Origin of the sequence: Veillonella sp. T34266-5 (assembly GCF_002959815.1) — a bacterium.
Lineage (GTDB): Bacteria > Bacillota > Negativicutes > Veillonellales > Veillonellaceae > Veillonella > Veillonella atypica.
The window spans coordinates 14688-39627 of sequence record NZ_PPCZ01000006.1; the positions used below are offsets into that span (position 1 = coordinate 14688).

Here is a 24940-nt window from a genome sequence, read left to right on the forward strand (position 1 = left end):
GGAGCTATTGATTTCTCAATAGCTCCTTTTTCGTAATAAAGGGCTGTTATACTTACAGCCCTTCTTCTTATACATATTGTGATAATCCATCACGAATAGCTTCACGCACATCGAACACTAATGATGCTGGTGATAATACTTTCACGCTTTGCATATATTGTAGTGCCCAATATTTGAAAGCCTCCCGATTAACATGAACACGACACTCCACCTTTTGAGGGGTCTCGTTTAAAAATGTTACATTTCCATCAAACCAATCGAGAATTTGGTTAACGATACTTCGTTTTGCTTCAAACACTACCGTTACTGATTCACCACCAAACATATAGATATGTTCTTTCATGTATCTATCTACATCAAAGGTATTTTGATTGTGATAGCCTTGGATTTCACGCAATGGCTTACGGCGAATATCCAATAACTTAATGTTGCCAATTCGATCTACACGTAGTGTAGACATATCATCATGGTTATCATGGTTACCTACCAAGTAGTAGAGTCCTCGACTAGATACTAATTGGTAGGGGTTAAAAATATAATTTCGCTCATTACCTGCATAATCAAGATTAGGATATAATTTATTATCTGTACTAGGCTGATAATAGACTAACGAAATTTTTCTCCCTTCCGTCACCGCTTTTTCAATGAGATCAATATTTAGGAATAGGTCCTGACTTCTCACAAGAGAATCAGGAGTACTCTTAATTTGTTTTCCATGGGATTTAAAATAACAGCCTCCCAAGGCAGATACCTTATCAATCAAATCTTTACGCTGATTTACACTAATATGACGTGATGCTAATAGGCCATCGATTAACAAATGTAACTCAGCCTCTTCAAAGGGATGAATCATATAAAAATTGGTGCGACGAATCGAACCATCTGTACCTAGTGCAGATTCTTCACATTCAATATTAAAATTACCAGATTCATATAAATCATTTAGATGACGCCCTAAGGTTTTACGATCTACCGTCAATTCATATTTCTTCGCTAAGATGCTACGAATTTCCTCTTGAGATAATGTATGATTTGCATCTGTTTCATCTCGTAGGATTTCTAGTATATATACTAGTACTGCCTTTTTAGATGCCATGGAAAAACTCCTTTTACAATATACTTATACTAACTAACAACAAAATATGGCCTACTATGACCATATTATTATATGTACACAAAATCACTCATACAAAGTATATCATAAAAGTCATGTTTACTTCATGTATTTTTCATTCATTTCTTCATCTTTCCTATATCTTTTATGCAACTTAACATAACAAAATGTAATATTTATAAAATAAAAAGAAAATATTGAACATAAAAATAAAGGCTAATTCTATATATTGAGAATTAGCCTTTATCTATACCTTATCGCACATTATTATCGTGCTACACGGGAAAGAACCTTATTTAATTTTATTTTCTAAATAGCCTAATGTTTCCATACGTTTCGTCAACTCAGCATAGAATGCCTCAGCCATAGCCGTTTGATTCTTTGCCTGACCAGCTTGCGCACCACCAAAGATATTCTTCTTAATCGCGTTAACGATAGTAGATTTTGCCTTTGGTTTATTAAGGATTTCCATAAACATCAAATCTTCATCGGATAGATTTTCTACGGCTTCATTTTCAGAGGTAGCCCCATACATGATGTCTGTGCCAGATTCAACTAAAGCTTTCACAAACTTAGTAAATCTAGCAGGCACAAAGGATTGGCCCTCCATATAGTAAGCTTTAGGATGTGGATGTTTCAAGAAACGTAAGCCACCGCGTACAATATGTTCTGCCATCGCAACATATAACGCATTAACAGCGGCTTCTAGGCTTTCATCATCGCCCTTAGCAGCATCATTAGCAGCTTTCACAATAGCTAAAGCCTCGATCATATTAAACTGACCACCATCCTTAATAATGGACTGGAATGTATCGCGCACGATATCATTTTCAAACATGGACAATGCTTCTTCATTGAAGAGAATTGTATAGGTAAAGCTGTTAATAATGGTTCGCATAGGTACGGAATTTACAAGTTCAGGAGTTCCCATGTCGTAAGTTACAGATTCTGCGTGCTTAGCTTTACATATAATAGATTTTCTAAAGGTCGTATCTAGCATAAAATCTAAATACTGCTCTTGAGCTACATGGTCATTAGGTGCGAGTTTATCTAGTGTATCCGCAATATCAGCATCAAAGCTACGCACCATAGATAAAGTTAAATCAGCATCACATAGGTATGCCAAATTATGCGCTCCTAAATGGTCATTAAATTGATAGAAATATACAGGATCATTATTAGGCTCTAAATGATCGTGACCAACATAGTATTCATCTTTTTGCATAACAGAACGAAGAGCACCTAAGAATTTACTGTTTCGTTCCTTTAGATTGTCATATTTTAAAATTTGACTACCTACGATGCTGCCAATTGTTTTGCCATGCAGAACCTTTTCCTTGTGATTAAACTGAGTTTTATCACGGTTGCTGAACATCATCAATTGACGTACTTCTTCCATCGTATGCCAACCAGGATATGTGTTATACGACACATAGGCAATGCCATCCTCTGCTAAATGTTCATTGATAAGGCGCAACAACGCCTCTTTGACACCGTCATCAACCCAAGAATATACACCATGAGCAATAATATAATCAAATGTACCTATTTCACTACCAATAGATGCGATGTCTGATTGAATAAGAGATACATTGGTTAAACCTGCATTAGCGATGACTTCATTGCCCTTTTCTACTTGTTCTTGTGAAAGCTCAATACCTACGAAGGTAGCATCTGGATTAAATAATGCTTGAGAAATAATATTGCCACCATAGGTTGCGCCTAGCTCTAACACTCTAGCAGTTTTTGGGTTAGGTGCTGAAATGCCCACTAGAGCCGCATAAGCTTCGAGAGTGGCTGGTGTAGTATATGGGAATGGCATTGATTTATAGCCTAATTCACTATAAATGGTTTGTTGTACGTCATTTGTATTCGCAGTCATAATATCCTCTATCATTAAAAACATATATTGTATAAACAATACATGAATAATACACATATATACTATCTATTATACCAAAATCATGCGTACTATACACCTATTCATAAGGATGATAGATGCAAAAGAGGCATCCTCATTGAGGATGCCTCTTGTATATGCAGTTTAGAGAAATTAATTATTTAACTTCGTCAAAACCTTTTTGTAAGCGAACATAGCTTAAGCGACGTTCTTTAGCGTCTTCTTCACATTTAGCGAATAATTCTTCTGCAGCGTCAGGAGCAGCTTTCGCCAAGGAAGCGTAACGAACTTCACCTTTAAGGAAGTTTTGGAATTCGTCGTAGTTGCCTTCTTTGGAATCCAAGGAGAATGGGTTTTTACCTTCAGCTTTAAGTTGAGGGTTGTATCTGTAAAGATCCCAGTAACCACAAGCAACTGCTTTGCGTTGTTCTTCTTGAGCTTTACCCATACCAGCTTTGATACCATGGTTGATACATGGGCTGTAAGCGATGATCAAGGAAGGACCTGGATAAGCTTCAGCTTCTGTAACAGCTTTCATCAATTGGTTTTTGTCTGCACCCATAGCAACTTGTGCTACGTATACATAACCATAAGACATAGCCATCATGCCAAGGTCTTTCTTCTTAGTACGTTTACCAGATGCAGCGAATTGAGCTACAGCAGCTTCATGAGTAGATTTGGAGGATTGACCACCAGTGTTGGAGTATACTTCAGTATCGAATACCCAGATGTTGATGTCTTCGCCAGAAGCTAATACATGGTCAACACCGCCGAAACCGATATCGTAAGCCCAACCGTCACCACCGAAGATCCAGTGAGAACGTTTGATTAAGAATTGTTTCTTTTCAAGGATTTCTTTCAATTCTGGAGTTGTAGCACCTTCAGCTTCGATTGCTGCTACCAAACGTGCGGAACGTTGACGAGTAGCTGCGCCAAGGTTAGCGAATTCAATCCATTGTTCCAATGCTTCTTTCAATTCGCCAGATGCTGTTTCAACAGCTTTCTTAGCTACTTCAAGCAATTGTTCACGGATTTTCTTAACGCCGATGTACATACCATAGCCGTATTCAGCATTATCTTCGAACAAGGAGTTTGCCCAGGAAGGACCTTGACCTTGTTGGTTAGTTGTGTATGGAGAAGCTGGCATGGAAGCACCCCAAATGGAGGAACAACCAGTAGCATTCGCAATCATCATACGATCGCCGAACAATTGAGTTAACAATTTAGCGTATGGAGTTTCACCACAACCTGCACAAGCACCAGAGAATTCGAACAATGGTTGTTCAAATTGGGAACCTTTAACAGTTTCCTTCTTCATAGGGTTTTCTTTTACAGGAAGGTTAACAGCGTAGTTCCAAGCTTCAGCTTGTTCGATTTCGGAATCGATAGAAGTCATTACGATAGCTTTGCCTTTAGGAGCTGGACAGATATCAACACAGTTACCGCAACCCAAGCAATCTAATGGGGATACTGCGATACGGAATTGAAGGTCTTTAGCGCCCAATGCAGGGATTGTATCGAAATGTTCTGGAGCTGCAGCCACTTCTTCTTCAGTTGCCAAGATTGGACGAATTGTAGCATGTGGACATACGAAGGAACATTGGTTACATTGAATACAGTTTTCTGGCATCCATTTTGGAACGAACAATGCAGGACCGCGTTTTTCGAATTTAGCAGTACCAGCAGGTAATGTACCATCTTCGTAACCAGCGAATGTGGATACAGGAAGATCATAACCAGCTTGTGCATTGATTGGTTGTGCAATGTTTTGAACGAAAGATGGGCAGGATTCACAGCCTGGTTTAGCTTTGTGACCACCTTCATCAACAGCGTTTTTCCAGTCAGCTGGAACGTCTACTTTTACAAGAGCACCAACGCCTTGGTCGATAGCAGCGTTGTTCATGTCAACGATGTTTTGACCTTTTTTACCATAGGAAGTAACTACGGATTCTTTCAAGTATTTGATAGCGTCATCTACAGGGATGATTTCAGTCAATTTGAAGAATGCAGCTTGAGTTACCATGTTGATACGACCGCCTAAGCCGATTTCAGCAGCGATTTTCGCAGCATTGATGATGTAGAAGTTCAATTCTTTTTCTGCGATTTGACGACGTAATTTAGCAGGTAAATGTTCGTTCAATTCTTCTGGGGACCAAGTACAGTTCAATAAGAATGTACCGCCTTTTTTGATACCGCGAAGTAAGTCGTATTCATGTACGTAGGATTGACGGTGACATGCTACGAATTGAGGTTCAGTAATCAAGTAAGGTAAGTTGATTGGGTTAGTACCAAAACGAAGGTGAGACATTGTTACGCCACCAGATTTTTTGGAGTCGTAATCGAAGTATGCTTGTGCATACAAGTCAGTGTGGTCACCGATGATTTTGATAGCGGATTTGTTCGCACCTACAGTACCGTCAGAACCGAAGCCCCAGAATTTACATTCAGTCAAACCAGGAGTTTCAACTTCTACGCCTTCAGCACGATCTAAGGACAAGAATGTAACATCATCATTGATACCCAATGTGAAGAATTTCTTGCCATTGTCAGCAGCTAAGTTATCGAATACAGCAACGATGTCTGCAGGGATAACGTCTTTGGAGCTCAAACCATAACGGCCAGCGATAACTTTGATGTTACGGCCACCATCAACTACAGCAGCTTGAACGTCTAAGAACAATGGTTCAGCTAAAGCGCCTGGTTCTTTTGTACGGTCAAGAACAGCGATGCGTTCTACAGTTTGAGGAAGAGCTTTCAACAAACGATCTGTTGCGAATGGACGGAACAAGTGAACGTTGATGAAACCAACTTTGCGACCCAATTTATTTAAGTAATTTACAGTGGATTCTACTACTTGTGCGGAGGAACCCATAGTAACGATTACGTCAGTTGCATCAGGAGCACCTACGTAGTTGAACAATTGGTAGTTAGTACCAGCCAATTTGTTGATTTCGTTCATGTAGTATTCTACAACGTCAGGAACGTTCAAGTAGAATTTATTGGATGCTTCACGATGTTGGAAGTAAACGTCAGGGTTTTCTGCAGTACCACGAGTTACAGGAGCATCTGGGTTCAAAGCGTTTTTACGGAATGCTTGAACTGCTTCCATATCTACTAATGGTTTTAATTCTTCATAGTCCCAGATTTGAATTTTTTGAATTTCATGGGATGTACGGAAACCGTCAAAGAAGTTGATGAACGGTACACGAGTTTTAATAGCTGTTAAGTGAGCTACTGCAGACAAGTCCATTACTTCTTGTACGGAGGATTCTGCAAGCATAGCGCAGCCAGCTGCACGAGCAGCCATTACGTCTTGGTGGTCACCGAAGATAGCCAATGCATGTGCAGCTAATGCACGAGCAGCTACTTGGAATACGCCTGGAAGTAATTCGCCTGCTACTTTGTATAAGTTAGGAAGCATCAATAACAAACCTTGGGAAGATGTGAAAGTTGTTGTTAATGCACCAGCTTGCAAGGAACCGTGAACAGCAGCAGCAGCGCCTGCTTCAGATTGCATTTCTACAACTTGAACAGTGTTACCGAAGATGTTTTTACGACCAGATGCAGCCCATTCGTCAATGTGTTCTGGCATTGGAGAAGATGGAGTGATTGGGTAAATCGCAGCAACTTCTGTAAAACCATAAGAAACGTGAGCAGCCGCTTGGTTGCCGTCCATAGTTTTAAATTTACGACTCATGTGATTATTGCCTCCTTAAGCATTTAGCAAAAATAGAACACTTGCTTAATCTATCATTATGTTTAGGAATAACAACCATTACAAACTTGCGTACATGAAAAAATAATGCAATAATATATATGTTATATATATTTATGGCATTATGTAGTACAAACTATTTTGTAGTGGGCACAACCATAATTCCTAATATCATAACTTGATATAGCCCTATAAACTCATTATAACGTGGTGGGCTATATCAACGCAATACATACAGCGCTTGGCGCCTTGCCAATATCGCTATTCATGCTTTACTTAAAGTAATAGCTAATTGCGTTTCAGTAATAATTATTCTCATTTATCAAAATCAATTTTTAAATTAGGTTTGTAATATCTTTTATATATTAGGGGGTTAGTTATGGATTTCCACCATTTAAAATACTTCGTAGAAGTGGCTGATCAAAAGAGTTTTAGTAAAGCAGCAAGAAACTTACACATCTCACAATCCGCGATTAGCCGTACAATTAAAGCCTTAGAAGACGAACTTGGTGTTGTTCTCTTCATGCGTAATGCTAAATCCGTAGAACTCACTGATGGAGGTACCATCTTTTTAACACATGCTAAACGTGTTGTATTTATGTTTGAACATTTAAAAACAGATTTTGAAAACGAGTTTCGTTTGGAGCAAGGTTCCATCCGAATTGGTATCCCACCTATTACCGATGCACCAATCTTTGCACAGCTTTTAGGTGAATTTAAAAAGGTATATCCACAAATCGATTTAGAATTATATGAACAAGGTTCTAAGAAGGTCGAAATCAGTGTACAAGAAGGTTTGATTGATATCGGTATCATCTGTACGAAACCAAATCCTAAGGAATTTGAATCCTTCTATCTCACATCTGACCCATTATCCGTTATCGTTCCTAAAACTAGCCCACTTGCGAAGGAACCAGAAATTCGATTGGATATGCTTTCAGATGAATCCTTCGTACTTCACAAAGATGATTTCAATTTACATGATGAAATTATTAAAGCTTGTAAACATACAGGGTTCCAACCTCATATCGTATTTGAAACAAGCCAACGTGACCTCATGTTACAAACAGTAAGTGCAGATCTTGCTATCGCCTTATTACCATCTCGCCTCTGCCCTGAGGTTGGCGAGAATACAGAGGTTGGGTCCAAGGTTGTGGTACGACCTCTCGTTCCAGAAATCATCCATACCTTATATGTAATCTGGAAGAAAGGTCATTACCTCTCCCACGCTTCTCGCTTGTGGTTAGACTTTGTAAACTCCAAATTGCCATTACCTGGTCTACAATTGGAGGCTCATAAATAATGAACAAACCATCTGGGCTCGCAACTAAATTGCGGGCCCTTTTGAAAGCTAAGGAAACGCCCATGTGGGCAGTTATCATAGTTCTCATCATCGTCATCATCATTCAGCAAGTTCAAATATCGGAACTACAATGGCGCGTCGATGAAGATCACGACGGTTCAACTGTAGATAGTGTAGCGGGACGCCTATATATTTTAGAAGGCATGGCTAATAAACACAGCGATCAAATCGAGGAACTACAGAAATATATCCGCCAATTACAAAATGATGGTGCTAGATATGATTGGGAACTAAAACAACTGGAATGGTTACATCCAGAACTCAAGGTTATCTCTCCTGATGGAGATCCTAATCCGTTAAAATCCACAGACCTTAACCTAGATATGAATCCTGGCAAAGTACCAGATGTAAAAAAATAAAACAAAGAGCTATATCAAACATATCCCCTTACAATGAGTGAGTATATGAATGATATAGCTCTTTTTATATTAATATAATATGGTGTGTTATCTAGTCATCCTTATGTTCCATAGATTTTGGCAATGTTAATACCAAAAGGCCTGCTAAGAACATGCATGCACCCATCACATAATAACCCATGGTAAAGCTACCTGTGTGGCCATTGATGAAACCGAGCATATATGGGCCAACCCAGCCACCCATATTACCAGATGAGTTGATGAGCCCCATCGCACCTGCTGCAGCAGCGCCAGATAGGAATGTAGTCGGCATTGTCCACCATACGCCCATGCCGCCATATACGCCTACAGCCGTTAAACAGATGAATAACAAGCTAATTTCAGGTGATGGACTATGTGGGGTAGCAATAAAACCTATGGTACCAACAAATAATGTGGTCGCCACATGCCAACGTTTTTCATTTCGTTTCTCTGAGGAATAGCCACAGAAAACTTGTACCAATAAGGCGGCACTCATTGGAATAGCAATCGACCACGCTACAACACTTGGTGGCCAGCCGGATAAGCTTTTAAGCACTTGTGGCATCCAGAAACTGAATCCCCAGAACCCAATAACCCACAAGAAATAAATCAATGCTAATCGCAATACCTTTGGATCTTTCAAGGCTTGCCAAATTGTGTATTTCTTTACGGATTGTTTTTCAGCTTCTTCCTTAGCAAGCTCTTCTTTGATATATGCTTTCTCCGCAGCAGTTACCCAAGCAGCCTCTTCTGGTTTTTCTTTCATCCAGAATGCAAAAATGAAAGCAAACACAACGGCTGGTATTGCTTCTACAATAAACAATGTGCGCCATCCGTGTAAACCAAAGAAGGTCGTATCGAGCAATACACCTGCTAATGGACCACCGATAATATTAGAGAACAATAGAGATGTAAGCATTAAGGAAATTGCTTTTGCCCGCTCTCTCGGTAAAAACCAATTAGGTATTAATAAGGAATAAATAACTGGATATAATGACGCTTCACATAAACCTAACAGGAATCGATATAAGAAGAACTCCCACTCTGTCGTCATTGTTGTCATTAGGACACACACAATGCCCCAACTAAACATAATACGCGCCACCCAATGCATGGCATTGAATCTTGACGCTAACAGTGAAGCCGGCACTTCAAATAAAACATAGCCAATAAAGAAAATACCTGCGCCCATACCGAATACTTCTGGCGTTAACCATGGTAAATTTTCCTTCATGGTCAAACCTGCATAAGCGATATTCACGCGGTCTAAAAAGGCAATAATAGAAACAATAAATAATGGTAGGATTACATGCAACATGCGCCGCCGTGTAAAATCCTTAAAATCAATAGCCCCACTTCGAGACTCTGGTAGAGATGATGAGTTCATATGAATCCTTTCTACTTACTATATGATACTTACCATAATATATTAAAAAAAACAAATGTCCTCTGTCAATGATATTGTATAGAATATAGAGATAATAAATTTGAATATGTAGCATACAAAAAGCACCTTATAGCTGCTATATAGAATCTCCTCTGAGATTTATAGTAGTATATAAGGTGCTTTCACATACAGTATTCGTAAATTAACGTCTGTTACCAAAGATGCGTAACAAGGATAAGAACAAGTTAATGAAATCGAGATACAAGCTAAGTGCACCAGCAATTTCAATACGATCTAAAATCGTTTCATCTTCAGATAGTGCCAATTGAGTCACGCTGTTTTTAATCATGTTCATATCAACAGCCGTAAAGATGGAAAATACCACGACCCCAACGTAGCCAAGAATCAAACTAATTGTGCTATAGCTAATGGAGCTAAGATATGGAATCGAAAAATATGATGCTGCCATAAACACGAGACTTACGATAATCATGCCAAAGATAGCAGCTACTAAGTACGGCGTTAATCCAGCTAAATTCTTCTTAGTCGTAAGACCTACAATAGAAAAGGCAACGAAGAATGCCAACGCCCCTATCAATGCAGGTACAGTAGCTTCCATGATGCCATACGCTAACGAAACAAGTGATAAGGTTACGCCATTCAATGCACTATAGATGAAGAACATCGCATATAAAGACATAACATTGGCCTTATACGTGCGCATGCTAAACAAGAATACAACAGCTACTTCTACAATCAATAAAATATTGAAATTGCTAGCTGCAAAGCGCGCCCAAGATGGGTTCATTAGCGTCGCAATACCAATACCCAATGTGGTCAATAAACCAACAACCATCCATAAAATAGAGCCCTTTAACCGTTGAGATACAATACTTTCTACCAATGCTACATCATTAGCATTTGGCGTTTGTGTCATATATGGATTCATAAGAACCTCCTTGCTATTTGTAGTTTATATAGTTTGTTATCTATCTATATATTATACTAAAAATTCTTATTCAACGCCATAAAAACACATTGTATAAAACCAAATCATAAAGAATTTGAGTCCTTCTACCTCACTAGTGACCCACTTTCTGTTATCGCTCCTAAAAAAACACTTTATAGTATGAATATATCTCTATCACAAGATAAGAAAATACTATAAAGTACTTTCATATTAATTAGTAGTAACAGGATCATAATCAGACGGCACCGGAGCAACGATACTCACAAAGACAATATCTTCCGTTCCAGTATTTTTTGCACCATGACATTCACCCTTTTTAGATACTATAACTTGTCCCTTTGTAAAAGGCACCTCGGTATCCGGCGTTGGATAAAACACCCCTGTCCCTTGCAATATAACCCATATATCATCAGAATTATGATGATAATGCTTTGGTAAGGTTTGACCAGGTTTAATAACCCAAACTGAACCACCTGTGGAATCAGTTTGATAAAATGGCGTCCTAACAGCTTTCTCCAAACTCTCAACTTTCACAAGTTCCATATCAAAAATACGTTGATTACTCATAATGTTCACACCTTTCATCGATTAACAACTAACGAGTGCCCGATGCATATTCGCCCATATTTACATCAAGCACTGCTCTCACCGGTTGAACTAGGGAATCCTCATACGGCAATGTCCATTGCACTTTTGAATCCAATTCCCCATTCTCTAGGCCGCTAATAGTATCACCATCACCAACAGGATTATCATTTTCTAAAATAAAATACAACATATTATATGCATGAATAACTACATCATCAGGATTCATGCCATGAAAGTGATACTGCACATCAGGCAAGATAAAGCTAAATATAACATACCATTCATTTATAGTATATCAAATGATTACTAGTACCACAAGTATTATATAATCCATATTTCATAACAACTTAAAAGATATAACTGTTATAAATATAGCCCGATGATGGTATTCGAACCATGTTCAGCCGTAAGCTGGACGCGCAAGAATATCATCATCGGGCCCCCACAAACGTAATCCGTAGAATACCGCACCCGCTACAATCATGTAGGCGTACAACTACCGATATACTAGAGCTCGTGGTGCGGAACCGCGATAAACACTTGCTCTGTACCGCTGAAGGCGTCACCATCCCCTAGGTAAAAAAATAAAACTAACGACAAAAGACCCTCTCCGTGGTCCGTAGAGGAACTTCAGGCATGTGTGAGTCCTAGGACCATGGAGAGGGTCTTTATTTCAATTATAGCGGTTTACGAACCACGTCGATAATAGAACCATCGCGGTATTCTACGATTGCGATGATGTCTTCGTCTTTGTCAGATACAGGGATATCTTGTGGTTTACCAACTAAGTCGAATGCCAATTGTTGTAATTCTTCGATTGTGTAGATAGGCAAGTTGCTATCTTTGAAGCGTTCAATCAAATCAGTACGAGCTGGGTTGATTGCGATACCGTATTCAGTAACGAGTACGTCAACGGAGGAGCCTGGTGTAATTACAGTTGCTACTTTGTCACGGATCATTGGCAAACGGCCGCGGATCAATGGGCAAGTAATAACTGTACATTTAGCACCGGCTGCTGTATCGGAGTGACCGCCGGAAGCGCCCATCAATACACCGTTGGAATCTGTCATTACGTTTACGTTGAAATCAAGGTCGATTTCAGTAGCACCAAGGAATACTACATCTAGGTAGTTTGTAGTGCAGTCTGTCCATGGGTTAGCGTACATGGAAGCGGACATTTCGATATGTGCAGGGTTTTTATCCAAAGATGCAGCTGCAGTAGTATCGAATGTTTGAGTATCATAAATGGCACGAATCAAACCTTCTTCAAGCATGCCAGTCAAGATACCAGTAGCACCACCGATAGCAAAGCCACCTACTTCACCGCGTTTGCGAAGTTTTTCAGCGATGAATTTCGCCACAGTCAATGGAGCACCACCAGCACCCAATTGGAATACGAAACCATCTTTAATAATGCCAGCTTGGTCAAGGAATTCACCAGCTAATTCAGCAATTTTGATTTGGATAGGGTTTTTAGTGAAACCTACCGCACCAGAAGCGATACCTTCTGGATCACCAATGCTTTCAACAGGAACAACATAATCTACGTCAGTTTGAGGGATTGCATAGTTGTGTACATAGTCAACTAAGTTATCTGTGATGATAACAGTTGTATCTGCATAATGGGAGTCAACTTTAGCATAGCCAAGTGCACCACATGCGGATTTGCCCATACGACCAGTAGCATTACCACGTGGGTCAGCTGTAGGAGCACCCATGAAAGCTACGTCGATATGAACTTCGCCAGATTCGATAGCACGAGCACGACCACCATGAGAGCGAATCACTACAGGGCGTTTCAATACGCCAGGGTTTTGTGTTAAGAATTTACCAAGACGATCGCGCAAGCCAGATGTTTCAATAGCTGTTACAGTACCGTCTTGAATCATTTCTACCAAGAAATCATGGCATGGGGACAAGGAAGAAGATGCGATTGTAATATCTTTAATGCCTTTTGCTTGAACTCGTTCCATAACCATTTTCATTACATAGTCGCCATTGCGCAAGTGATGATGGAAGGACAATGTCATACCATCTTTTACGCCAGCTTTTTCGATTGCTTCATCAATAGAAGCAAGTACTTTATTTGTACCAACACGGCTCATGTGTACAGGTTTACCTGCGCGATGAGCTTTAGGTTCAATGGCGAATTCACCTTGATATACTTCGCGACCTTCTAGTGCTGGGATATTTGTTGGGATATCGCGACCTACTTTATTTAACATCGTATTCTGCTCCTTCCTCTAATTCAACTTTAATGCCTGCTGCACGTGCTTTATCAACTACGCGTTGCGCACGAACTACGATTGGACCATCGATCATTTTACCATCTACGGAGATTACGCCTTTATTGTTGCGCAATGCATCAGCATAGCTGTTCAATACCTTAACGGAATGAGCGATTTCTTTTTCATCAGGAGTGAATACTTCGTGGATAATTTTGATTTGGCTTGGGTGGATGCAAGATTTGCCGTCATAACCCAATGCTTTAATGAATTCAACTTCTTCACGGAAGCCTTGAGGGTCTTTCACGTCGGAGAACACAGTATCGATTACGCGGATACCTGCTTCGCGTGCGGCGTGAAGGATTGTTTGACGAGCGAACAACAATTCAACAGCTGGTTTATGTTTGCCTGTGCGAAGGTCAGCGCGGTAATCTTCTGCGCCAAGAGCGATAGCAACTACGCGAGGACCATGGCAAATTTCACGAACGTTATACAAGCCTCGAACGGATTCGATAGCTACGATAATGTTAATAGTACCTTCTGGCCAACCATTAGCTTTTTCTACTTCTTCAATTTTCTTCGCTACGATTTCAACTTCAGATACATCTTCAGTTTTAGGTAAACGAATCATATCAGGTTTAGCGGGAACAATTACATCAAGATCGTCATAACCGTAAGGCGTTTGTGTAGGATGGTTGATACGAACAACTGTTTCTGCACGGAATTTGCGAGATTTCAATGCTTCTGCAGTCAAAAGACGAGCTGTGTCCTTTTCTGTAATAGGCACGGAATCTTCGATATCAATCATGATGGAATCAGAGCCGTGGATATCAGCACTGTTAATCATTTTTGGTGTATTACCAGGAACGAACATCATGGAACGGGATAAGCGTTTTTTTGCCGCTTCTGTAAGCGGATTAGTTTTTACTTCTGGAAATGTTTTATCGTTAGCCATTATGCTTTGCTCCCCCTTTCTAATGCGCCCAACACGCGAGCTTTAATTGTATAATCCCAAGCATTTTTATCTTGTACAGTTACTTTTACACCGTCAAAACCGGCTTCTTTAACTGTATTTAAGATAACAGATTTAATTTGGTCTCCATATTGACGCATAACTTTGGAAGTCAATTCGATTTCGATGCCGCTAGCAATCGGTTCTACCGTAACTAATGCATCATTTTTTTCGTCGAAGCCTGCTTGCGCAGCTTTCACTAATTGTGCCATGTTACATCCTTTCACTAAAAAATATATCAAATGGCAAAGACCAGACCGTCGCGAAGTCTGGCCCAAGCCGTAAAAACAATGATGAGTATAAAATTAGATGGTGATTAAATCATACCGATGAAAGTCCACCAAGGGATCCCTATTACAAAGAGTAAAATCCAGCTCAAGATTGCTAGGATACCACCAGCAGTCCACCATTCTTTCAAGTTATTATAACCTGCAGAGTAGATAATAGGGCCAGGGGATGCACCGTAGTGAGTTACGAGACCACCAAATGCATTTGTAGCAAGCAATACTAGACCAAACATAACAGGGTTAACACCGGCTGCCATACCTACCGTTAAGAATACAGGAAGCATGGATGCGATATATGCGGTACTAGAAGCGAATAAGTAACGAATTACAACGCTGATAGCGGAAAGAATCAATACTACTACAAGTGGAGATACATCGAGTGCCAAGTTGGTTTGCATGAATGTAGCAAGCCAAGCAAAGAATTTAGCTTTTGTTAAAGCTGTGGATAAACCAAGGATAGCACCGAACCAGATGAATGTGTTCCAAACAGCTTTTGTTTGAACCATATCTTCCCATGTGATGATGCCGGATAAGAAAACAACAGTCATAGCAACTAATGCTACTGCTGTAGGACTCAAATCAAAAGCGATAGCTGGGAAAAAATATCCAATAGAAGGCCATGCCCAACCAAGAAGAGCAAGGATGAATACAACAGCCAAGATTTTTTCAGACATTTTCATAGGTCCTAATTTTGCAAGACCTTCGTCTGCCAATTTCTTATTGTCGATTTTTACAGCTTCAGGACGGTCAATCCAGTAGCCTACAAGAGGAACAAAAATCAACATTACAAGGCCAGGAATGGCCAAAGCCACTGCCCATTCGACCCAGTTCATAGTAAGGCCTGTAATCTTAGTAACGAAATCCAGTGCCAACACATTAGGAGCCATAGCTGTTAAGAACATAAAGGACGTAATCTTTGTTACGAAGTAACCATTCATCAAGATAAAGGAACCGCCGCGTTTTGCAGTATCACCAGGGTAAGAACCAATAGATTCTGCAATGGATAAGTTAATAGGATATACGATACCAGCTGCACGTGCTGTATTAGAAGGTGTTGCTGGAGACAAGATTAAGTCAAGAAGCGCTGTTACATAGCCTAAACGCAATACTGTGGAACCGAATGCACGGATTAAGTGGTACGCTACACGGTGACCAAGACCAGTTTTACCAAATGCAACGCTCAAGGAGAAGGCTGCAATGATCATCCACAATGCTGTGGAGCCGTAACCTACCAAAATATCTTTTGCATTGTCCATGAATAATGCAGAAGCAGATAATACGGATAATAAAATAATTTGAATTGGATATGGTTTTAAAATCAAACCTAAGATACCTGCGATGTAGAAACCAAAGAGGCGCCACGCTTCCGCAGAAAGCCCTTCTGGTGGAGTTGTAAACCAGAGGATAATTGGAATTAGCACGATAACGGCTAATTTTACAAGTCTTTCCATGTTTTTTCCTTTCTTATAAACATAGGCATATACTGTTCATCCTAACACTACCCAAGTAATTCGTAATACGCGACTATTACTTATGAACTCTTGTTTTAGTATGCTTTCATTATACGTTGATAATCATTTTCTGAAAAATAGATTACCTTTATAGGGGCCATAAAAAATTTTATAACTGTCATTCATACTTTTTATGCATTTTTCTCATAGAATTTTAAGCATAAATGAAAAAAATGCATGCATACACCTCTAATAAGATGTATACATGCACTTACATGTTATGATTGATACTCTCTAAAAATACTATCATCTACAACAGTATGTTTTTTATAGTAATCTCGTACGTACTCGATAAATGTTTTGACAGCAATTAAATTGGCCGACTCTTTTGTGTATACCATATTGGTATCACGCGTAATATACGTGCCATCCTTGCTACGCAATGGACTAACATAAATATCTTTGTCCTTACAAGATCCAAGCCCCATATAGGTTAGAATAGACCATCCTAGACCGGCCCGCACAAAATGTCGACATGTACTCATGGAATTGACGTCCATCGCCACAATGGGGGGTTCTTCAAAATGCTCGGCACACCATTTTTCAATGATATTGGCAACTGACGCATCGGTTTGGTATCGAATAAAGGGCACCTTCTCTAACGATTCTGGTGGCACTAGTTCTTTGTACACCAAACAATACGGTTCTTCCAACAACAGTTCTGAACTGCCGGACACTTCATAGCCACCACGTGCAAACGCCACCATACAATCACCGGTATTAAACATCTTCACAACTTGATGGCTGAAAGCTGTCTTAACTTGAATATGCACATCTGGATACTGTTCGCGGAACGATTTCAACAAAGCTGGTAATTCATAATCTGCAAAATTGATGGATGATGCAATCTTCAAGGTACCTTGAATCTTACCAGTAGACGATGTCAACGCATGTTCCAAGGCTTCACGATCATGAAGCATGCGTTTGCAATAGTCATAATAGATTTCACCTTGTGGCGTCAATGCAATGCCTTCTGTGGTGCGAAGCAACAAGGAGTATCCTACACTATCCTCTAAATGACGCAGTCGATAGCTCAAAGCAGGTTGCGAAACAAATAACTTTTCAGCTGCTTTTGTTATATTACCTTCATCTACAACGGTTACAAAGGTACGCCATTCTTTATCATCCATAGTCGTACTCCTTTTTATGACCAACCTAATTACATTATATATTGCTTATCTAGCATTCGCAATGCCTGCAAAGACTTTGCCACGTTCACCATCGATGGTAACCTCTGCACCTTCAAGCAATGCGTCATAAGCGTCTTTGGCGCCTAAGATGACAGGAATACCATACGTAATGCCGGCAATAGCACTATCCGATGTGTACCCATCTTCAACGGCTACAATACCTCCCGCTCGTTTAGCAATGTTCATCAATTCTGGTTCCATAGTCCCTACTACAAGAATATCGCCAGATTGAAAGCTTTCATAATCATTCTTATGATTAGCCGCAATAAATACGCGACCCGTAGCAGATTTACGCAAGATACCATTACCAGATAACAACACCTTGCCTGCAATATGAACGCGAATCATATTGGTAGTACCTGTAGAACCAGATGGCACGCCAGCAGTCACGACAACTAAATCACCAGAGTTGATGGCATTCGCCCCGAGAGCACCGGTAATCGCCTGTTTTACCATCTCATCAGAGTTGATATTTTCACGGCCCTTGATGGCTTCAACACCCCAGCATAATTGCATGCGGCGAATTGTTTCATCATGCGGTGTGATAGCAATAATTTTGCAATCTGGACGATGACGAGCCACACTAATCGCAGTATGACCAGATTCGGTACATGTCAAAATAGCTGCTGCCCCAAGATCACTGGCAACGCGCACACTGGCAAAACATACAGCCTCAGTAGTTGTCACATCATTACTTTCCTGCGTTCTGCTCTTATGATTATAAATAGCAGATTGCTCCGTTACCTCTGCAATACGTGTCATTGTCGTAACAGCTTCCACTGGATAAGCACCATTAGCAGTTTCACCAGATAACATAATCGCATCGGTGCCATCTAAGATTGCATTGGCCACATCACTCGCTTCGGCACGCGTAGGACGAGGGTTTTGAATCATAGATTCCAACATTTGCGTAGCCGTAATAACAGGTTTGCCAAGGCGATTACATTTTTCAATCATCATCTTTTGCAATACTGGTACTTCTTCGGCTGGAATTTCTACGCCCAAATCACCGCGAGCAATCATAAGACCATCTGCTACATCGAGGATTTCGTCAATATTATTGACCCCTTCAGCATTTTCAATTTTGGCGATAATCTTAATATCCTTTTGTTCAGATTCCAAGATGCGACGAATAGCCACTACATCCTTAGCGCGTTGCATAAAGGATGCGGCCACAAAGTCTACACCTTGTTGGCAACCAAAGCGCAAATCTAATTCATCTTGCTCGGATACAGGTGGCAAGCTAAGCGCTACGCCTGGCACGGCCACCCGTTTACGATTGCCAATTTCACCGCTGTTTTGAACGGTGGTGATGATGTTATTACCTTCAATAGCATCGATGGTCAATCTAACAAGGCCATCAGCTAAAAGAACTGTATCGCCAACGTGCACATCGCCTACTAAACCTTTATGGTTTACAGTACTAATCTCTGACGTGCCTTCTACATCATCCGTAGTCAATGTAAATTGTTGCCCCGCTTCGAGGAATACCTTGCCTTCTTTAAATAGTCCTAGACGAACCTCAGGGCCCTTTGTATCGAGCAATAATGCGATTGGTTTATTGACAATCATCGCCGCATCACGCACCATTTGCATGCGCTCCGCTTGCTCTTCATGTGAACCATGAGAGAAGTTAAAACGAGCTACATTCATGCCGGCGCGCATCATATCTTCTAAAATACCGAACTTATCCGTGCCCGGACCTACGGTACATACGATTTTTGTACGTTTCATATATCCTCCTAAATGGGATGGTATTTAATATACTCTATTGCACCTCTACGGCACCTTCACCTAACACCGCTTCAATGCGTGCGATGATTTCATCTGTAGGTGCAAAGCATAATTGAGGTGATAAATTAATTCGTTTTCGTTGTTTGTGTAAATATAATGCTGTCGGTACTTGCCCTTCTGCTTGTGAAAGTATTTCCTTCAACGCATTGCTATTCTCTGGCGTATCATAGGCACCTCGAATATGGATAGCGATTTGTCGTGCATTGTTATAATTCACCTTTAGCGGTGCAATGCGGTCTGCAATAATCTGCACACCCTTTTCATCCGCATCAACACGGCCTCGCACCTTAACAACCATATCGACAGCCAAAAATTGTTGGCTCTGAGCAAATACCTTCGGGAATGCTACCACTTGAGCGGAACCAGAGTAATCTTCGATGCGAAGAATACTCATGACATCGCCCCGTTTTGTAGGTCTATCCCCTCTTTCAGCAATGAGACCGCCAAAGGTAATCGTTTGACCATCAAAACGCTCTGGGTTTTCAAGGAGTTGCCCCAGTTCAAAAAGGCCTTTCAATTCCTTGTTATAGCCTTGCAATGGATGGCCCGTAATATAGAATCCTGTGTAGTCCTTTTCATCCTTCAATTTATCATCTTCCGACAAATCAGGTAAATTCGGTACCGGAATCATATCGACGTCATCCGTGCTTTCACCAAAGAGACTCATAGTCCCCATGGCAGCATCCTTTTGCTGCTTAGCCCCTACAGCCTGTGCACTTTCATACATATGCAATAACTGATTGCGGTTTTCCTCAAATCCGTCCATAGCACCGCAGCGAATTAAACTTTCAAGCAACCGTTTATTAACGACCTTGCTATCTACGCGACGACAAAAATCGGTAATGCTCGTATAGAGACCATTGGCCTCACGTTCAGCGATGAGTCGATCGATAGCATTGTCCCCTACGTTCTTGATGCCCCCAAGGCCAAAGCGAATGGCATCACCTTGTACAGCAAAGCTACGCAAGGAATGGTTTACATCGGGACCGAGGACCTGCACATTATGTTTTTTACAAGCATTGATATAGTATGTGAGCTTATCCATATTTTGCATAAAGCTTGTCATGGTAGCGGCCATAAATTCTGGAAAATAGTGTGCCTTGAGGTACGCCGTTTGGTACGCAATATACGCATAGGCCGCACTATGAGATTTATTAAAGCCATAGCCGGCGAAGTAAACGAGCAAGTCAAATACTTCGTTTGCAATGGACTCTTCGATGCCATTATTGATAGAACCTTGTATAAAGGATTCACGTTGCGCCTTGAGGACGGATTCCTTTTTCTTACCCATCGCACGGCGCATCAAATCCGCTTGGCCAAGGGAGAACCCACCCATGGCAGATGCAATTTGCATAACCTGTTCTTGGTAGAGAATAACGCCGAACGTATCTTTCAAAATAGGTTCCAAAATCGGATGTAAATAAGTCACCTCTTTTTTACCATGACGGCGGTCAATAAAATCCGCCACCATGCCAGATCCCAAAGGCCCTGGACGATAGAGTGCAACGAGAGGGATTAAATCCTCAAAATGCTCCGGTTTCAAATCCATAACGAGCTTGGTAATCCCATCGGATTCGAGCTGGAATACGCCGGATGTATCGCCCTTGGTAAGGAGCTCACAAGCCGCTTTATCATCTAATGGGATAGCATCTAAATCGAGGTCAATACCTCGGTTTGCCTTGATGAGCTTAAGGGCATCCCCCATAACGGTCAATGTACGGAGGCCCAAAAAGTCCATCTTTAACAGGCCTAATTCCTCGATATTATCCTTATCATATTGAGTGACAAAGCCTTCTTCATTAGAGTTTTGTACAGGCACATGGTCATCTAGAGGGTCCGCAGAAATTACGACGCCTGCTGCATGGGTGGACGAGTTACGTGCAATCCCTTCTAGTTTTTGACCAAAATCAAATAACTCTTTTACATTAGGATCGGTATCATATAAGGCTTTTAAATCTTTACCCTTTAAGGCCTTTTCTAAGGTAATGCCCAATTCATTAGGAATCATCTTCGCAATACGATTGACCTCGGCTAATGGTAAATCGAGTACACGACCTACGTCACGAATAACGGCGCGAGCCGCTTCTGTACCAAAGGTGATGATTTGAGACACGCGAGCCGGTCCATATTTTCGCGTTACATAGTCGATGGCTTCGCCCCGCTTTTCATAGCAGAAGTCGATATCGATATCAGGCATGCTTACCCGTTCTGGATTAAGGAATCGTTCAAAGAGCAAATCGTATTGTAATGGGTCAAGGCCTGTGATACCTAATAAATAAGCTACTACAGAACCAGCTGCAGAGCCACGACCTGGGCCTACAAGGATATCGTGTTCACGCGCATAGCGCACATAATCCCATACGATAAGGAAATAGTCTTCAAAGCCCATCGTTCCGATAACATCGAGTTCGTAGTCGAGGCGTTTTTTAAGCTCATCAGATGTATCGTCATATAAACGAGGTATTTCTCGTTCACAGACCTTGCGTAAATAAGTCTTAGACGTTTCGCCCTCAGGCACATCAAAGTGCGGCAAATGGTGTTCATCAAAATTAAATTCTACATTGCATCGGTCTGCAATCTTTACTGTGTTTTCTAAGGCCCCAGGGATGTGTCCAAAGAGCTCCGCCATCTCGTCCCCAGATTTGAGATAGAACTCATCATTAGGGAATTTCAAACGGTCTACTTCGGCGCGACGTCGGCCCGTTTGAATACAAACGCGAATGTCTTGAGCATCGGCGTCGTCTTTCATAACATAGTGGAAATCATTGGACGCCACGATGCCTAGGCCATATTCGTCAGCTAATTGGCATAGCACTTGCTGAGCCCGTAACTCTTCAGGTAAACCGTGATTTTGAATTTCTAAAAAGAAATTGTCTTTACCGAAGGTTTCAATATACCACTCAACAGCACGGCGGGCTCCCTCCATATTATCTTGCAAGATATATTGAGGTACTTCCCCTTGAATACACGCACTAAGAGCAATAATGCCATTGCTATATTGACGCAACAAATCATGGTCAGCACGGGGCTTATAATTAAAACCTTCCGTAGAGGCTTTAGATACGATTTTAACAAGATTTCGATAGCCTTCCATCGTTTCGGCTAGCAAAATAAGATGTTTTAATCGCTCACGGCTACGCCCTTCTGGTTTATCAAGGCGGCTACCTTCTGTGACATACACTTCACATCCAATAATTGGTTTGATGCCTTGTGCCACACATTCCTTATAAAAATAGATGGCTGCATACATATTGCCATGATCCGTAATGGCTAGGGCTGGTTGTTCCAATTCCTTCGCGCGGCGCACCATATCCGGCAAACGGCTGATGCCGTCCAATAAACTAAATTCCGTATGACTATGTAAATGTACAAATGGCTTCATGGTACACCTCCTTACGGTCTATGTGCAAAATAGATATTTAATGATTTCTTTCGAGCCTTCCAATCTGGTAAAAATTGGGCCACTAAATTGTGAAAGTTCTTGGAATGATCCAAGTATTTAAAATGGGCAAACTCATGGACCATAACGTATTCAATATAGGCCTGAGGCCCTTCTAATAAACGCATATTCATCTTAATGAGCTGCTTTGATGGCGTACAAGACCCCCAACGACTCTTCATGCGCTGTTGCTTTACCGTTGGCATGGGCACATCAATATGTTGCTGGTGAAAGCGTTGATACACGACCTTCGCCCAATGGGTAAACACCTTTTCCCCTAGCTGGCGCCAAAAGGTTTGCATTAATTTATGCTTGTCTTCATAGGTGTAATCAGATTTAACGAACAGCACCATGCGATTAGACCCATCAAACTTAATATGCGGTTTGCCAGATGTTTCTAGCACCTCTAGCGAAACAGGCATGCCCAAAATAGATACGGTTTCACCCGTTACATATTGCAATGCCTCTATCCGTTGTGCCGTTAATGCTTCTAATTTAAAACGAGCCCGCTCAATAAAGGGTATATTTTCGATAACAAACGCATCGATTCGATGATCTGGTACATAAGCATTCGCCGAAACATGGACACTACCATCCTTGTGAACACGCATGTTTATATTCTTTACACGCTTGATTGTTAACTCATATTCAATTGTGTCACCATTGTAGGTAATAGACCGAGTTGTTGAAGTATTCATACCTTTTATTTTATCATAAAACACTCATAAAATCGTAAAATTCTAGTGATATTAATAGGAATTATTCGATATAGGTAAAATAATAAAAAAATAACAGATAGCTGATTAAAGATAATCAACTATCTGCTGTAAATACTAAAATATTACATTTTTAACTTTAGCGCTTATTAAATTTTACCAACTACAGATTCCAAGAAAGATTAAAAGAATACTCTGTGCTACAGACACAGCAATTCGACCTATACCTATAATACTAATTCCATATCTTTTCCCCTCTTTGCACATAAAATATTCATTGAGATTTTGCTTTAGTGCAAACATTTCTCCCCAAAGAAGAGCCGCAAGAATCAACGAAAAAATAGAAAAACTATGTGAAATCCTCCCTCCAAAAATAGCCATTAATTCAATCATCAATAATTGACCTAATTGTATCATCGTAAGAAGAAGACTTTTCTTAGTATTTGCTCCTGCAATAGTTATTGCATTATTCCGTATAATATATATTGCATACATACCAAGTAAAATACTACATAAGATACGCCCAGCATTCATAACGACTCCTAACTCCACTAATACATTTCTGAATAACTTTACCTATATAACTATTCATTAATTATTACGATAACCGCATAGCTAATAGTATAGATTCCATTTGTAAAAGTTAGTAATAATATACAATCATAAATTCATTCATGTTAATAGGTTTTACAGATAATTTTAATACTTCTATTTACAATGCTTCTCTAATGTACGAAACGCTATCATCATATATAACACCCTTATGTTTCAATCAATAAATAGTAATGTCTTATCATTTAGTTATGAAAATAGACAAAATAAACATGGAAACTAGTCTTATGATTAATAATAAAACTTAACAATAGTCATATTATTCTCTGTCGTAATTACTATTTTTACCTTGTTCACTTCATCGAATAGTCTGGCTTCCAAATCGTTAATAGAAACTAGATTCACATTATCAACTTTTAAAGTACGAATTATCTCATCTGTTGAAAGATTTTCATACTCAACAGTTTTTACGACAATTTGACTGTTCTTTCCTTCGTATGAAACCTCTGTGCTTACTATTTTATCATTATATTTATCTAGCAATGCACTTGAATTATTCACATAATTTAAAAATATCGGATGCATTAATACTATAAAGATTGAATATAGTAAAAACAGAGTAATAATTAAAATCCACCCTATTAATATAAAACGAGCTCTAAAAGACAATTGATTAAACTTAGACTTTAGATTCTTATATATTTCCATGATTACTCCGTATGACGTAATATTTTTAGAGTCTAACAAAAGCAAAATCTTTACTTGTTCATATAATCTTGTTCAAAGTCGTTAAGTAG

Annotated in this window: 19 protein-coding genes; 2 read left to right on the plus strand and 17 right to left on the minus strand. The window is 40.1% G+C overall.

Going from position 1 to position 24940, the window contains the following annotated elements; genetic code table 11:
* Nucleotides 1–67 precede the first annotated feature (67 nt).
* From VIHSUH07_RS03740 to nifJ, 3 genes are all read right to left on the minus strand, one after another.
* A complete protein-coding gene (locus tag VIHSUH07_RS03740; protein WP_105083957.1) occupies nt 68–1096 on the minus strand; it encodes a helix-turn-helix transcriptional regulator in 1029 nt (342 codons plus the stop codon).
* A 310-nt stretch (nt 1097–1406) separates the two neighbouring features.
* Entirely contained in the window at nt 1407–2996 is a 1590-nt protein-coding gene (locus VIHSUH07_RS03745) for a class I SAM-dependent methyltransferase (RefSeq protein WP_105083958.1), read from the minus strand.
* A gap of 175 nt (nt 2997–3171) precedes the next feature.
* The gene (nifJ, locus tag VIHSUH07_RS03750) at nt 3172–6711 is read right to left on the minus strand and encodes a pyruvate:ferredoxin (flavodoxin) oxidoreductase (RefSeq protein ID WP_105083959.1); all 3540 of its coding nucleotides are present in this window, start codon (nt 6709–6711) and stop codon (nt 3172–3174) included.
* A gap of 397 nt (nt 6712–7108) precedes the next feature.
* Here nifJ and VIHSUH07_RS03755 point away from each other — a divergent pair, with 397 nt between their 5' ends.
* Both VIHSUH07_RS03755 and VIHSUH07_RS03760 read left to right on the plus strand, forming a co-directional pair.
* On the plus strand, nt 7109–8032 hold the full coding sequence (locus VIHSUH07_RS03755; RefSeq protein WP_005379284.1) for a LysR family transcriptional regulator: 924 nt from the start codon (nt 7109–7111) through the stop codon (nt 8030–8032).
* Complete coding sequence (locus VIHSUH07_RS03760) at nt 8032–8451, plus strand: hypothetical protein (RefSeq protein WP_105083960.1); 420 nt, start codon at nt 8032–8034, stop codon at nt 8449–8451. The genes VIHSUH07_RS03755 and VIHSUH07_RS03760 overlap by 1 nt, the downstream gene beginning before the upstream one ends.
* Nucleotides 8452–8542: 91 nt before the next feature.
* Here VIHSUH07_RS03760 and VIHSUH07_RS03765 read toward each other — a convergent pair whose 3' ends face one another.
* The 14 genes from VIHSUH07_RS03765 to VIHSUH07_RS09640 form a co-directional block, all read right to left on the minus strand.
* Nucleotides 8543–9859, minus strand: a complete 1317-nt coding sequence (locus tag VIHSUH07_RS03765; protein WP_105083961.1) for an MFS transporter — start codon at nt 9857–9859, stop codon at nt 8543–8545.
* Between the two features lie 202 nt (nt 9860–10061).
* Nucleotides 10062–10808 (minus strand): Bax inhibitor-1/YccA family protein, encoded by a 747-nt coding sequence (locus VIHSUH07_RS03770; protein ID WP_105083962.1) that lies wholly within the window; start codon nt 10806–10808, stop codon nt 10062–10064.
* Between the two features lie 231 nt (nt 10809–11039).
* The gene (locus tag VIHSUH07_RS03775; protein WP_038122478.1) at nt 11040–11396 is read right to left on the minus strand and encodes a cupin domain-containing protein; all 357 of its coding nucleotides are present in this window, start codon (nt 11394–11396) and stop codon (nt 11040–11042) included.
* A 28-nt stretch (nt 11397–11424) separates the two neighbouring features.
* Nucleotides 11425–11673 carry a DUF4261 domain-containing protein gene (locus tag VIHSUH07_RS03780; protein WP_016476542.1) on the minus strand — a complete coding sequence of 83 codons (249 nt, stop codon included), beginning with the start codon at nt 11671–11673 and terminating at the stop codon, nt 11425–11427.
* 421 nt (nt 11674–12094) lie between these two features.
* Nucleotides 12095–13642 (minus strand): citrate lyase subunit alpha, encoded by a 1548-nt coding sequence (gene citF, locus VIHSUH07_RS03785; RefSeq protein ID WP_105083963.1) that lies wholly within the window; start codon nt 13640–13642, stop codon nt 12095–12097.
* On the minus strand, nt 13632–14597 hold the full coding sequence (locus VIHSUH07_RS03790; protein WP_005382238.1) for an HpcH/HpaI aldolase/citrate lyase family protein: 966 nt from the start codon (nt 14595–14597) through the stop codon (nt 13632–13634). The genes citF and VIHSUH07_RS03790 overlap by 11 nt, the downstream gene beginning before the upstream one ends.
* Nucleotides 14597–14866 (minus strand): citrate lyase acyl carrier protein, encoded by a 270-nt coding sequence (gene citD, locus VIHSUH07_RS03795; protein WP_005379312.1) that lies wholly within the window; start codon nt 14864–14866, stop codon nt 14597–14599. Before citD ends, VIHSUH07_RS03790 begins: the two co-directional genes overlap by 1 nt.
* 104 nt (nt 14867–14970) lie before the next feature.
* On the minus strand, nt 14971–16392 hold the full coding sequence (locus tag VIHSUH07_RS03800; protein WP_105083964.1) for a DASS family sodium-coupled anion symporter: 1422 nt from the start codon (nt 16390–16392) through the stop codon (nt 14971–14973).
* Nucleotides 16393–16670: 278 nt separating this feature from the next.
* On the minus strand, nt 16671–17582 hold the full coding sequence (locus VIHSUH07_RS03805) for a LysR family transcriptional regulator (RefSeq protein ID WP_105083965.1): 912 nt from the start codon (nt 17580–17582) through the stop codon (nt 16671–16673).
* A gap of 45 nt (nt 17583–17627) precedes the next feature.
* On the minus strand, nt 17628–19376 hold the full coding sequence (pyk, locus tag VIHSUH07_RS03810; RefSeq protein WP_105083966.1) for a pyruvate kinase: 1749 nt from the start codon (nt 19374–19376) through the stop codon (nt 17628–17630).
* 34 nt (nt 19377–19410) lie between these two features.
* Nucleotides 19411–22818, minus strand: coding sequence for a DNA polymerase III subunit alpha (locus VIHSUH07_RS03815; protein WP_105083967.1), 3408 nt, complete (start codon nt 22816–22818; stop codon nt 19411–19413).
* An 11-nt stretch (nt 22819–22829) separates the two neighbouring features.
* Nucleotides 22830–23597 carry a M48 family metallopeptidase gene (locus VIHSUH07_RS03820; RefSeq protein WP_105083968.1) on the minus strand — a complete coding sequence of 256 codons (768 nt, stop codon included), beginning with the start codon at nt 23595–23597 and terminating at the stop codon, nt 22830–22832.
* Nucleotides 23598–23747: 150 nt separating this feature from the next.
* Nucleotides 23748–24125 (minus strand): hypothetical protein, encoded by a 378-nt coding sequence (locus VIHSUH07_RS03825; RefSeq protein ID WP_105083969.1) that lies wholly within the window; start codon nt 24123–24125, stop codon nt 23748–23750.
* 309 nt (nt 24126–24434) lie between these two features.
* The gene (locus tag VIHSUH07_RS09640; RefSeq protein ID WP_105083970.1) at nt 24435–24851 is read right to left on the minus strand and encodes a hypothetical protein; all 417 of its coding nucleotides are present in this window, start codon (nt 24849–24851) and stop codon (nt 24435–24437) included.
* Nucleotides 24852–24940: the final 89 nt, after the last annotated feature.